Origin of the sequence: Hymenobacter qilianensis, assembly GCF_014638675.1 — a bacterium.
GTDB lineage: Bacteria > Bacteroidota > Bacteroidia > Cytophagales > Hymenobacteraceae > Hymenobacter > Hymenobacter qilianensis.
This window is the reverse complement of sequence record NZ_BMFN01000002.1, coordinates 389743-403050: the sequence shown is the minus strand read 5'-3', so window position 1 is coordinate 403050 and position 13308 is coordinate 389743. Positions and strand designations below refer to the sequence as shown.

Below are 13308 nucleotides of genomic sequence, written 5' to 3'. Positions count from 1 at the left end.
CTTTAGCTCTAATAGGTTGCAGCCCGACAGTTAATCTGTTGGAAGTTGTCTGGGGGGCTTTTTGGATGCCTGCCGAGCTTGATAAAGTACGGAGGCAGCAAAAGGTGCCTTCAGAGCGGCCCGCAGGCCGCTGGTGCGCAAGCCCCGGTTTGTCCAGTCGTTGCAGGTGCGCAGGAGGTGATACTTGTCTTTGGCCCTGACAAAAAAATCGTCGGGAGTATAGCCAGCTGCGTTCATCAGCAACGGCCGGCCTGCCGAATCGGTTTGCCATGACTGCACCACGAAGGCGGTAAGCTGGCGGTACTGCGCTTCGGAAATAAGCAGTGGCACCACTCGCTCGCTAGGCTGGGGGGCATTTTTATAAAAATCGACGTGTAAAAGCGTGGGTGATGGGAAAGCGGCTCGCAACGTAGCGCCGAGTCCCGGAAATTGCCTCCCATACGAGCCCAGATAAAAGCCCTCATTGCCCCAGCCAAAGCCAATATACTCATACCGTCCAAACTTGCTGACCACCGTCGAATCATTCAGCTTTTGGAGCCAATTGGTGGCAGTGCGGGGCTCGCGCACGGGAAATACCAGGTCGGAGTGAACGCCATTGGACACTACAAAAACCTGAATTCCATCAGGTGTCTGCCGAAAGTCGCTGTTCACGGGCACCAGCGTACCCGTCATCAGCAGTAAAATGAAGGCGACAAATGCAGCCATGAGCCAGCGTAAGAACATAAAGGCCCAAGTAGTGGCTTTTTTGAATAGCGCCAACTTCCGGATCGCATTTCATACTGAAAAGGCGCTGGGGGGCTTTTATGCAGCCGCCCGGCTTACTGCTCTGGCCGGAGAGCAACAAGTCGGGCGGATAGAAGAGCACTAAAAGGCAGTGGTCGACTAGCGAACTGTTAAGGTGCTGGCAGTCAGCGTACGGCTGGCCGAAGCTACCTTAGCCTGACGGATGATGGGAGCGTCTTTTTTAGAGGGCCGCACAGCCAGTCCGCGCATCAGCGGCTGCATTTCAACCGAGCCGAGTGCAACTCTGCCCTGCAACATGCTAAGCGATACAACGGGCTTCAACGACTTGTAACCCAGTACGGTAGTGCGCACCGTGTAGTCACCCAGCGGTATATTATTGAACTTGAAAGTGCCCTCCGCATCGGTTGCCACGCTACGAACAAAAGAGTGATCATCGGCGCGGAGCAGAACTACGTTGGCAAAAGGAATTGGCTCCTGGGTTTCGCCATCGAGAAGCTGACCGGTAAGACGGCCGTTCTCGGGGCCGGAAGCAACTAATTGAAGGCTACCTAAAACGAAGATAAGAGCAGCAAGGAAGCGGTTGATGACAGAGGATTTCATGGCGATTTGAAAGTTTAGAAAGGAGAGGAAAAGGAGCCACCTGGGCACAGGGGAACAGCCGCGGTTCTGTTCGGGGAGTGAGGCAGGTAACTAGAAAAAGACGATTAGCGAGCCCAGATGGTCGGGCGCCGGGGGCGCGAACCTAGTGGGGCGGGAGGCTCCAACCCGTCAGGCTGGAAGCGGCTCCGGTGGGTGGCTTGATAGGGGTGCTGGTTGAAAGAAGCACTACCACGAACCGGAAGAGAACACTATAAAGATAGTTAACAGTACTATGTAAAGCAAGGTACTTGTTAAAATTTTTTTTTTTAGGGTTGAGAAAGAGCGGACTGGGAGAAAAAGGAGAGGCTGAAGGAGGGTGCGTAAGAGTTCGGATTCATCTTCGAATTGCTTTCAGGGGTATAGATGCAGAAGCGATTAGGAGGGCTGCCTGACACCTGAAATATTTTTTAAAATGTGTTGAATGTTGCGTGTATAGGGTTGAAACGGCTTTTTTCGGGACGAAATTTTTGACGAACTACTGAATCCATTCCGGGCCACCAAGTAACACTCATTGAATCATCTTGAGGATTTGCTCAGTTATTCAATCAGTAAAGACCACGTCCAAGTGACACCCGATGACCCGGAATAGCTGCAAGGCTATCGTAAGGCTAGCCGCCGAAACCACCGCCGTTCTGCGGTGCGGCTTCTATTTTCTTGGGGGGCTTATTGGAGCCGAAATACCAGGAGAAGCCTACATATCCAACCTGCGTTTCCCACTTGTTATTGTAAGTGGCCTCGAAATTTTCTGAGTAGGCCGTGATGCGCTGGCGCTGGGTGTTGAATACGTCGCTGAGGCGGAGCGTGAGGGCCGCCCGATCTTGAAACAGGCGGTGACGCAAGGCCAGATCCACGGACCCAACCGGCGCTAAGCGGCCCTGAGGCGTGAGCACCGCTGCCCGGTAGTTGCTGGTGAGTTGCACATCCAGCTTGGGCGTCGGCATGAAGGTATTGAGCAAACGCAGGGTGCCCGTAAGGTTGCGCTGGCTGGCTTCGGTGCCGGTAGCGGCTGTAATGCTATTGCGAAACAACGAGCCGTTGGCGGTCAGCTTCCACCACTTCGCTAAGGGCTGATTAATGGACATTTCAGCTCCCAGGCTGGTACTTTGTCCGAAGTTCTGGAAGTATTCTGCCATGATAACGCCTGGTGTATTCAGCAGTCGAGTGGCCGTGGTATCTATCCGGCGGAAGCGCTGAATGGCGTTGTTGGTTTGGCGGTAAAAAAGGGTGGAAGTGACGGTGGCGTCGCCCATCGTTATCTGGTGGCCCAGCTCAAAGGAGTTGATATACTCGGGCCGCAGGCTGGGGTCGCCGATGCGGTAGTTGCGCTGGTCCATGTAGATGGGCAGAGGCAGCTGCTGCATAAAGCCCGGACGGTTGAGGCGACGGGAGTAGCTGGCTTGCAGCCTCTGATCGTGCTTACTTATCGTGCGGGCCACGGTAGCGGAAGGGAATACATTCAGGTAATCGAGCTCAAAGTTGCCCCGGCCGCCGCGCACTTCTCCCTGCGTATTGGTGTATTCGGCCCGCAAGCCGCCCTGGTAGCTCCAGTTGCCGACCGCGTGCTGGCCCGTGATGTAGCCTGCTTGCACAAAATCCTTGACGTCATAAGCGAAGGAGCGGTCGGCGTCGCGGAAATACGTAGGCTGGTCGGCGACCGTCTGTACCAAAAAGTCATCCGTGCCTCCATTCGTTTCCCACTCCGTTTTCAGGCCTGCATCCAGCCGGCTTTTCTCGCCCAGCGGATGCGCATAGTCAACCTGGCCGTTAAGCGCGTGAATACGAACCCGAAAATCCTGCTTCCAGCCCAACTGAGCTACCTCATCATTGGTAAACTGCTGTCCTACTACCACATCGGCCCACAGGCGGGTGTAGCCCGTGCTGGCCGTTAGCTCCCGGCCTTTCTGCTCAGCCCAGGTGCGCTTGTAATCCGCCGATACGTCGGCCGTCTTAACATCTTCGGTCACCACCGAGCGCGTTTGCTGGAGTATCGGGTCTTGGTCGCCGGTGCGAAGTAGGGCAGTTTGATTCATCACGTTCGGGTCGGCCCGATTGAAGTTGGGCTGCACCGTCAGGGAAATGGTCTGCTCGGGCGAAATCGTATAGTCGAGGCCCACGCGCCCGCCGTGGTTGCGGTTGTGGCGCAGACCAGTGGCCTGCTGATCGGTGGTGCGCAATACGCCTTCCACGGTAGCCAGCTGGCGCATCGTGTTGCGGCTGCGGTAGTGGTCGTCGCGGGCGTCATAAGAGCCGAACACATTAAGTTTGCCGGTCCGGCGGTTAAAGCTCAACGACGTATTGTACTTGTCGCGGGTGCCCACATTGGCCACGGCGGAGCCATTCCAGCCATCTTTTTTCTGCTTTTTGAGAATGATGTTGATGACCCCGCCGGCGCCGGCCGCATCGTAGCGGGCCGAGGGATTGGTTACGACTTCAATGCTTTGAATACTGCTGGCCGGAATCTGCTCCAGGCGGGTGCCAGTGCCGCCCGAGGCGGCCCCGGAGTTCTTGCCATCAATCAGCACCGTGATATTGCTGGTGCCGCGCATGCTCACGGTGCCGTTCTGGTCCACCGACACAGAAGGAACGTTTTGGAGCACATTTACGGCCGTGCCGCCTACGCTGCTCAGGTCCTTCTCAACGTTAATGACCTTCTTATCAAGGTTGTCAACTACGGCTGCCCGCTCGCCCTGCACCGTCACGCCGGCCAGTTGAGTGGCTGTGGGGGGCAATTTCAAGGAGCCGAGCTTTACTTCAGGCGCCGCTTCCGTAATAGAAACCAGGCGCCGGCCCGCCTGGTAGCCTATCACGGTAGCGCGAAGCATATATTTGCCCTGTGCCACGGGTGCTATTTCAAACGAGCCATTCTCACCCGTTTGAGCACCCGCCACGAAGCTGGAATCCTGGGCCCGCAGCAGTACCACGTTGGCAAACGGTAGCGCCTGCCCATTACTGGCATCAAGCAAAATGCCCGAAACAGCGCCCTGGGGGGCTTTTTGCTGACCCCGTACTGCGTTTGGTAAGAGCACAAGAAGGAGCCCCAGGCACCGCAGCGCCCAGCGAAGAGTAGAAGAGGAGTTCATAAGAGAAGGAGAGAGGAGTGGAAAAATTTGGGCAATAGGGTGATGTTCCAGACGGCCGCGGTTCCGCTGGTTACCCCATTTGCAGGGTTTCACTCGATAAAAAACAGGTTAGGACGGGTGCTGGTAGTGTACCGCAATGCAAGGCTTTGCTTCACGTCGCAGGTAGTACAAGCTGCCCTTCAGCAGTGGGCGCTTACGTGGTGTGTACCCGTGGTTGCGCCCCTGGCTTCTGCCGTTCCGAAAGCCCCGGTTGGGCTTGGTGGAGCGACAGGTAGTAGCTCAGATTACTGGAACAAATATATCAGAAGGTACTATGTGAAGCAAGGTACTATGATAAATATTTTGGTGATTAGGTATGATAGGTTTGGATAGTTACCTGCTCGCCGACCTGGCGCAAAGTCAAAAAGCCCCCCAGAACTAGTCTGGGGGGCTTTTTTCAGTTTAAGCTGATGCTACTTACTGTCTGTTACCTCTTCGCCATTGCGAAAGGTCTTTTTCTGCTTGATCGTCTTGCCATCGGGGCCGAAGTAGGTCCAGACGCCGGTTTCCTTATTGTTGCGGAAGGCGCCTGTCACCTCTGGCGTACCATCTTCGCGGAGCTGGCGGTAAGCACCGACTTTTAATCCCTTCACGTAAGTCGTTTCGGATTTCAGCTTGCCCGAAGCATAAAACTCTTGTCCTAAGCCGGTTGGGCGGCCGTTTTCATACAACAGCTTGGTTTTCATTGCGCCGGTAGGGTAGTAGGTCAGCTTCTCCCCGGCCAGCCGGCCGTTTACATAGGTTTCCTGGGTTTGCACCTGCTTGCCATCAGGGTAAAAAGTGCGCCACGTGCCAGCAGGCAAATTATTTTTATACTGCTGCTCCAGCTTCACCCCACCCGACTCATAGTAAGCGGTTATTTTCCGGTCGCGGGCCTGGTTGCTGTAGTCCGTCTGCTTCTCCAGCTTCCCCGATTCATAGAAATCCTGATTTTGACCCGTTAATACGCCGGCCTTGTAGTTCAGCTTACTCTTTACGGCTCCACTTTCATAGTACGCTTTTGCCGGGCCATCGAGGTTAGCAGTGCCGGCACCGGGGGCGGCACCTTTGGTCAGGTCGTCGCCGAGAGGATTGGTCACGCGGCGGGTCTGGAGGGCAGCCGCGACGTAATTGCCTTCCGTACGCAGCTTACCCGAACGGTAGTAGCTTTTCTGGGTGCCCTTGCCAGCTTTGTCGATTATGACTTCGCTTTCCAGCTGCCCGTTGTCAAAGTAGGTTTTGTAGGGGCCAGCCAACAGGCCATTGTTATACGTTGACTCGCTTTGCAGCTGACCGTTAGGGTGGTACGTTTTCGTAGGGCCATTGGCCTGGCCGTTCTTATACGTGGTTTCTACCTTGGGCTTACCCGATGGATATAACTCCCGCACGGCACCCACCGGTTGCCCATTTACCAGCGATGTTTCCAGCTTAATGGCCCCGCTTGGGTGGTAGGTTTTGAGCGTGCCATCCGGCTGATCGTTGGCATAAGTGCCTTCCTGAGCTAGTTTGCCAGTGGCGTAGTACGTTTTGAAAGGGCCCTGGCGCAAACCCTGCTTAAACGTCACTTCCAGTCGCCGCTGCCCGTTTTCGAAGAACTCCACATAGGCACTATCCCGCTTGCCGCCGGCATAGCTAGTCTGGGCTTCTACTTTGCCAGAGCGGTAAAAACGCTTGTAAGGCCCTTCCATGATGGTATCGGCGGGGCTCACCAAAGCGGAGTACACTTCGCGCACCACGGTATTGGTTGAGTCGCGGTAGCTCACCAGGCGGCGCAGCTTCTGCGCCTGAGCCGTGGTGGAAAGCAGCAGTAACAGGAAAATAACTCGTTTCATAGACGCAAGAACGCAGGAAAAAGCGGCAAAGTGCATTGGTGGGCCTTACGGCCCTATTCAGATAAAGCAAAGCAGAATTAGTGCATCAAAAAAGCCCCCCAGAAGGTATCTGGGGGGCTTTTTATCCTCAAAAGAAGCTCTATAGCTTTTCCAGTACAATGCTGCTGGCGCCACCGCCGCCATTGCAGATGCCCGTCACGCCGATTTTGCCGCCTTCATTCTGCATCACGTTCAGCAGCGTCGTCACGATGCGTGCGCCCGAAGCCCCCAGCGGATGACCCAACGACACGGCCCCGCCGTACACATTTACCTTGTCACCTTCCAGGTTCAGCAGCTTGTTGTTAGCCAATGATACCACCGAGAAAGCCTCGTTGATTTCGTAGAAATCAACTTCGCTGGCGTTTACACCAGCGTGCTTCAAGGCTTTCGGAATAGCCAGCGAAGGTGAAGTCGTGAACCACTCCGGCGCCTGCTCAGCATCAGCAAAACCCCTTATGCGAGCCAATGGCTTGATGCCCAACTCATCGGCCTTTTCACGGCTCATAAGCAGCACAGCAGCAGCTCCGTCATTCAGGGTAGAAGCGTTGGCGGCCGTTACGGTGCCATCCTTTATAAATGCAGGCTTGAGGCCAGCTACTTTGGTGAAGTCCACCTTCAGGTATTCTTCATCATCTTCGATAACAGTGGTTTTGCCCCGGCTTTCGATAGTGATGGGAATGATTTCGTCCTTCTTTTTGCCAGCTTTGGCTGCCTTCGCGCTGCGCGTGTAGCTTTCAATGGCAAACTCATCCTGCTGCTCGCGGGTAAAGCCCATTTCCTTGGCTGTATGCTCGGCCGCGTTACCCATAGCGTAGTCGTTGTAAGGGTCCCAGAGGCCGTCTTTCATCAGGCCGTCGATCATCTGGGAATGGCCGTACTTAGCGCCAAAACGAGCTTTATCGAGGTAATAAGGCACATTGGACATGCTTTCCATGCCCCCAGCCAAAATTACGTCCGCTTGCCCCAGCATAATAGCCTGAGCAGCAAACATGATTGCTTTCGTGCCCGAAGCACATACCTTATTAACGGTGGTGCACTCAACGGTGTCAGGCAAACCAGCTTTCTTGGCGGCCTGCCGGGCGGGGGCCTGGCCAAGGTTGGCCGAAATCACGTTGCCCATAATTACCTGCTGCACTTCCTTCGGATCAACGCCAGCTTTCTCTAGAGCCCCTTTCAAGGCAATACCGCCCAGATCGGTGGCCGAAAGCGAGGCGAGGCTACCGCCAAAACTGCCAATCGGCGTACGCACGGCGGCAACAATAACTACTTCTTTAACTTGCATAAAAATGGGTGGAAGTGGGGGTGGATCAGAAAAATGAAGCCGAAGCTTCGGCCCGTAAAAGTACGAATAACCCGAGTAGCGTCCGCTCTCCCAGCATTTATTGCCTTCGTTTTTATAGTACTTACCAGGCTGGTTTGTCGCTGGCCTGCTTACGAACTGCTCGCCGCGGCAGCTGCTGAAGGTATTGCTGTTCAGCCGCTCCCAACGACTCCAGTATTTGCCGGGCCCGGCCCGTGCTGAGTTGCATTTGCTGCAAGCGTGCCCGCTGGGTCTGGAGCTGGGTCTCGTCGAGGTCAGCTACTTCAGTGCCGGACCGCCGGCTACGACCCTCGTTTGCCTCTTCACCCCCGGCCTCGTCGTTGAGGCCACGCACATTGCCGGCTTCCGAGCCCCTAGCCACATTACGCTCAGCGCCTTCACCAGGCTCGAAGCCACCACGAGCCATAGTACCAGGATTTACCCCCGGCTGATTATTATTCGGCTGGCCTGATTTGTTTGGTTGCTGCTGGGGGGCATTTTGAGGGTTGGTGGGCAAATTGGAGTCGTCAAGTTGGCCTTTACGGTCATTGCCTGCCCGCGCCTGGCGCTGGTTAGCCGCATCCTTAGAATTAGGCGCACCTTGCTCTGGTTTGGGATTCGAGGCGTCACTAGGAGAAGGTGGTGGAATGCGGGGTGAATTGAGTCGGCGTGCCAGATAATCGCGTAGCACTTCGTAGTTATAGCGCGCTTCGGCATTCGTGGGATCGGCCAGTAACGACTGCCGCAGCAGAGTCACGGCCTGTGCGAATTCGCCTCCCTGCACGGCCAACACGGCTAACTGCTGCTGAGCCACACTGCGTATAGCTGGCGTTTTGCTGGTAATAAGGAGGCTATAGTATGATTTGGCTGCTGCCTCCCGGCCAACCCGGTTGCAGGCATGCGCCAGATTCAGGATAGCGGCTTCATCCTTGGTTCCTAATTCATCCACGGCCCGCTGATAAGCCTGGACAGCCTGGGCAAAATTTTGGCGGGCGTAAGCAGCCGCTCCTTCCTGCACAGCCACGTTTCGGTCACGGATGCGGGTGAAGCCTCCCCAGCCCCCGATCATCAGCAAAAAAAGTAGCAGCACATTCTTCACGGCTTTATTACGCGAACAGTAATAACAATATCTAACGCCAGTAGCACCAACGCCAGCAACAGCGGAAATCGGTAGCGGTTATCGGCCACGGCCACGGTGCGCACCTGCTCTGCTTGCCCCTCAAGGCGGTTGAGGGCATTCACTAACAACGGAAACTCGTTGCGCCGGTCAGTCAGTTCAAAATATTGCCCCCCAGTTTGCTGCGCAAGCCGGCGTAGCGTAGTAGGCATCAGCCGCGTGACTGCCTCCCGGCCTTTATTATCACGCACATATCCACCGCTGGTAAGGCGAGGAACGCGCGCGCCTTCCAGAGTACCAACGCCTACAGTGTATAGGCGCACCCCAGAGCGGGCCAGCAGCCGTAAGGTGGGCTCTACGTTTTCGCCAAAGTCTTCTCCATCACTTATAACGACTACCGCTGTAGAACGGGCTGCCGAACCTAGTGGCCGTTTCGTTGCCTCCAAGCGTGTCAAAACTAACTCCAACGGCGGCACCAAGTCAGTACTGCCAACAGGCACTAAACTAGTTTGAAGGGTAGAAATAAAAAGACGGAGCGCGCTCTGGTCGTACGTTAGCGGGCATTGCACATAGGCGTCAGCCGCAAAAACCAGCAGCCCAATCCGATCAGCCTGAAAACGGCTTATCAACTGGGTAAGCTCCGCTTTTGCTTTTTGCAGGCGAGATGGAATTACGTCAGTAGCGTCCATGGAACGCGAAAGGTCAACGAGTAGCCATACATCTTTGCCCGCTGTGCGCACCGGCTGCTGCGTAACACCGTAAGCTGGCCCAAGCAAGGCCACCAGAAATAAACCAAAGTAAACCGTTCGCAAAAGTAGTTTCCAGCCAAGGTGCCAGCCCCGCTGGCCCAAAGGTGCTGCCAATCGCCTCGTACGGATCGCGTAGCCAACATACAGGATCAGGAAGATACCTGCGCAAGCCAACTCAAGCCAGGAAAGGGGATAAGCCCAATTCATAAAAAAAATACGACTAATGCAGTAGGTACTATAAATAAATGATCAGCTGTCCAACTATGCAGTTACTCAGGCTACTGCAACAAATATAGCGGCCTATTACTAGCCAGGCGCAGGGATAGCGGGATAAGTAAAGGAAGATATTTTTTTTCGAGAAGGCTGTTTCTTCGCTTCTAGTTGTATATTTGCGCACTCTTCGACCGGAAGAGACCTGTTTTGGAGAGATGGGTGAGTGGCTGAAACCAGTAGTTTGCTAAACTGCCGTAGCTCTAAAGGCTACCGGGGGTTCGAATCCCCCTCTCTCCGCATTCCTTTTCCATGAGGAATCAAGAATGAGCAACGAGGAATTGCAAATAGATTCTTCACTCTCAGTTCTTATTCCTCATTCTCTTTTCGGGGTGTAGCGTAGCCCGGTATCGCGCCTGCTTTGGGAGCAGGAGGCCGCAGGTTCGAATCCTGCCACCCCGACACATTTCCCAAAAAAGGCCTTTTGCAAACAGCAAAAGGCCTTTTTTATGTAACCTAGCTTTCTGTTTTTAAAAGCTTTGTTTTTTGCCTCGTTAGCTCAGTTGGATAGAGCGGCTGCCTTCTAAGCAGTAGGTCAGGAGTTCGAATCTCTTACGGGGTACTTTGATAATCAGCCACTTAGTATCAATGCTAGGTGGCTTTTTTGTTGCCGGTTCATACAGCGGTTCATACAACTGTACTACTCACGGGATTTAAGTAGAATTTTAAAACTTTGGTTAGCTACTCAACGGGATTTGCTGGTAGCTGATTGGCAAGCCATATTTATCTACTAGTTTTTGCAGGTATTCCTTTGCTATCGTAGTAGGTGCGTGATAGGAAACTATGACCAGTTCCTCAGATAGGTCATTATTACCCCAATGGGCATATTCTAACATTTGTCCCAAGGCCTCACGAATACAGGCTCGTAGTGTAGGTAATACTTTCACTTCATAAAATACCTGCTGTCCATTTGCCCGCTCCCGAACTACGTCTAATCGCTTCTTGTCAGGCATGATACAAGCTTCTCGCGCAATTAAATCTCCAGGAAACTCTTTCTTCAGTTGCTTTATCAATTTTTCCTGAACCTGATCGTGTAGTCCTTCTAATTCAATTAGACGAGCTTGTGTCTGACGAGTTCGCTGCTGAATAGGACTGCCGACGGCAGGCTTTAATGCCACGTGGCGTATGCCAACTGGTGATAGGTCGCCTGGAGTTAAAGGGGCGAAATCATGAAACAATACATAGCGTTGACTGCGGCTCCAATCCTCAATATTATCAATCAATAGCAGCCCATCATCTGTATCGGGTCGCTCCACGTCCTCTGGTTTAAACCGCAAGTTAAATGGTCCTGGTGCGAACTCTCCCATATCAATTTTGCCACTTGCGCCTACTGCCACCAAATCATCCTCCATGGTAGTATACCATTTCTTGCGCTTGTAAGCTAGTTCTGCTTCTTGACGTTCTTGAGCTGTTAACACAATAGCATTGCGAATACGACCGGCGTAGAAGTACGTACCTGTAGATTCATTACGCGTAAATAGCCTAATATCAAACGTCTGCCCTTCGTATGTGGAGCGTTCTTTACCAGTATTTAGCGGTTGCAGAAATCCATAATGGTAGCCTTGTAATAAACGCTCAAAATTGAAGAGCCATTCTTCAGCCCCAAACCCGGCAAAGCTGCTGCTCTCGTGACTGCCAACTGCGGTACTCTTACCCTCCGCTCCTGAAGGGCGCTGCCATCCAAGAGTATTCCAACAAATGCGCGCTAAACGGTTACGAACTGGGTCAGCGCCTTGCCAGGTAAACTGCTGAGCCGCTTCATAATGGGTACGATGCTGCTCTATAAATTTTTTGCTTGCACTTAGCAAATGTTTCCAATTCCATTTAGTTAGCTCGGGCATCGAGAGTCGCTGCCAATGAGCTGCCGCGGTTTCGCATTGCAAATAATTATCAAACCGGGCTACTAACCGTTCATCGAGCCCCTTACTGCCCGTACGCATACAGTCCAGTTTCAATACTAGTTCCTGCTTCAGACCATCAACGCCCACAGTGAAAAAGATCTGCCGACCTTGATCCTCTTCCCGGTAGATCTTTGCCCAAGTATAGTGTCGGAACGTACGACGCATCCGCTGGCGCCCATCTGCCTGACGCTTCGTCTTGCCTGCTTTTTTGACTACTGAGCGTCGACATTCCATTACCCACCCATCGGCAGCAAGCTCCTCTGCAAGCTGTTGAGCCCAATAGCGGGTTTTTTCCCATACCCCCCACGCTAAGGTCTGTTCTACTTGTTTGGCTGTGGTAGTGCCTTTGTGCTCTTGATCTGCATACTGGTGGAGTAGTGCAACATCTTCATGGCTAAAGAAGTCCATTTATCAACTGGGGCTAGAAATAGGAAGCAGATGACATGAATAACTTTTGTGACTTACCGAGTACAGAGCAAACCACTGTATTTACTAGAAAACTTGTTCTTAATATTTCTTTAAGCGCTCGATTAGCACGAGGGTGACCAATAAATAGTTGTAATTGGAGGGATTAGATATTACTCCTTAAACAGTGTTGAAAATAAAAGCCACTCTATATCAACTTGATTTATAACTACCATATAACGTCCACGCGATTCATCTTCTAGTGATACATCTGTGAATGGACCTGGATAATAGTAGGCCTGGGGAATGGCTTCGTATGCAGGCTCTACGATTTGCGAGTAGAAGCTTGACCGATTTTGAATATCATTATTAGTTAGTAGATTGACTACTGGCAAATTTCGAGTTTTCCTATTAACCTGGTTAAAGATTTTATGCCACGGCAAGACCTTTCGAGGTGATGCTTTTAAGCGAATGTTTGTATGAAAATCACTGTATTTCGGATTTGCTCCCTTTATACATGCTTTTCCAACCAAGTAGGGATCTACCAACGAACAACCTAGAGCTCCATAGCCTACAACCGAACCGTGAGGTTGCTTCCGGGCAACATAATAGCTTAATGATTTTTGGGTGAAGCCATTATAAAATAAGTAGTAAGGCTCACACCATATACCTGCTGCTTGGCTTTTTCGCTTCAAACGTTTAAGCAAAGTCCACTGTTGATGACTTTCATGTTTGACGCTTTTATAAATTTTATTATTAAATAATACTTTAGCTTGTAAGGGAAACCAGTAGTAGTTCTGACTATAGTCCTGAATGAATAAGTCTATGTCATGCCCATATGTGACCTCATCTTTAGCCTTCCAGATAGTAATACCACTGTTATGACGACCATGAGTAAAACGCTTTAAATAAAATATAATATCATCTGTAATGCCAATTTCAGCTTTATCTAGTCCAAATTTGTGTCGCTGGCCTAAATCTTTCCACAGATATTCAGCTATTTTCTTAAATAGTTTGGGTATTGCTGGGTCAATCATATAAGCTATTAAGTGTTATGAGAAGGCTTCTAAAGAGATCAGATGTAAAGTATGATGAATGAAGTTTTGCGCGTCGGTTGAAGCTTAAATAAAGGTGTAATTCGCGGTTGGATTTTACTGATTTTACAAATCAATAAATATAGTGTGCTATCAGTGACGAATTTTTCAAGTTGATGT

The 13308-nt window shown here is 52.1% G+C and carries 9 protein-coding genes and 3 tRNA genes; 3 read left to right on the top strand and 9 right to left on the bottom strand.

Annotated elements, in window-relative coordinates; translation table 11 throughout:
* Positions 1-30 precede the first annotated feature (30 nt).
* The 7 genes from IEW06_RS09610 to IEW06_RS09580 form a co-directional block, all read right to left on the bottom strand.
* Positions 31-705 (bottom strand): DUF2459 domain-containing protein, encoded by a 675-nt coding sequence (locus IEW06_RS09610; protein WP_187732348.1) that lies wholly within the window; start codon positions 703-705, stop codon positions 31-33.
* A gap of 177 nt (positions 706-882) precedes the next feature.
* The gene (locus IEW06_RS09605) at positions 883-1344 is read right to left on the bottom strand and encodes a carboxypeptidase regulatory-like domain-containing protein (RefSeq protein WP_188548178.1); all 462 of its coding nucleotides are present in this window, start codon (positions 1342-1344) and stop codon (positions 883-885) included.
* 647 nt (positions 1345-1991) lie between these two features.
* Positions 1992-4463: a TonB-dependent receptor gene (locus IEW06_RS09600; RefSeq protein ID WP_188548177.1), complete on the bottom strand. Its 2472-nt coding sequence runs from the start codon at positions 4461-4463 to the stop codon at positions 1992-1994.
* Positions 4464-4915: 452 nt separating this feature from the next.
* Entirely contained in the window at positions 4916-6313 is a 1398-nt protein-coding gene (locus tag IEW06_RS09595) for a toxin-antitoxin system YwqK family antitoxin (protein ID WP_188548176.1), read from the bottom strand.
* 139 nt (positions 6314-6452) lie between these two features.
* Positions 6453-7634, bottom strand: coding sequence for an acetyl-CoA C-acyltransferase (locus IEW06_RS09590; RefSeq protein ID WP_187732343.1), 1182 nt, complete (start codon positions 7632-7634; stop codon positions 6453-6455).
* 121 nt (positions 7635-7755) lie between these two features.
* Complete coding sequence (locus IEW06_RS09585; protein ID WP_188548175.1) at positions 7756-8742, bottom strand: tetratricopeptide repeat protein; 987 nt, start codon at positions 8740-8742, stop codon at positions 7756-7758.
* Positions 8743-8747: 5 nt separating this feature from the next.
* Positions 8748-9581, bottom strand: a complete 834-nt coding sequence (locus tag IEW06_RS09580; protein ID WP_188548174.1) for a VWA domain-containing protein — start codon at positions 9579-9581, stop codon at positions 8748-8750.
* A 359-nt stretch (positions 9582-9940) separates the two neighbouring features.
* On the opposite strand from IEW06_RS09580, the gene IEW06_RS09575 reads away from it, so the two are divergent.
* The 3 genes from IEW06_RS09575 to IEW06_RS09565 all read left to right on the top strand — a co-directional run bounded on the left by IEW06_RS09575 (position 9941) and on the right by IEW06_RS09565 (position 10350).
* Positions 9941-10028 (top strand) — tRNA-Ser (locus IEW06_RS09575).
* An 88-nt stretch (positions 10029-10116) separates the two neighbouring features.
* Positions 10117-10190 (top strand) — tRNA-Pro (locus tag IEW06_RS09570).
* 86 nt (positions 10191-10276) lie between these two features.
* A tRNA-Arg gene (locus IEW06_RS09565) sits at positions 10277-10350 on the top strand.
* Between the two features lie 115 nt (positions 10351-10465).
* On the opposite strand, the gene IEW06_RS09560 is transcribed toward IEW06_RS09565, so the two are convergent.
* Together IEW06_RS09560 and IEW06_RS09555 are read right to left on the bottom strand one after the other, a co-directional pair.
* The gene (locus IEW06_RS09560; RefSeq protein ID WP_188548173.1) at positions 10466-12097 is read right to left on the bottom strand and encodes a hypothetical protein; all 1632 of its coding nucleotides are present in this window, start codon (positions 12095-12097) and stop codon (positions 10466-10468) included.
* Between the two features lie 170 nt (positions 12098-12267).
* Entirely contained in the window at positions 12268-13131 is an 864-nt protein-coding gene (locus IEW06_RS09555; protein ID WP_187732337.1) for a DUF6615 family protein, read from the bottom strand.
* Positions 13132-13308: the final 177 nt, after the last annotated feature.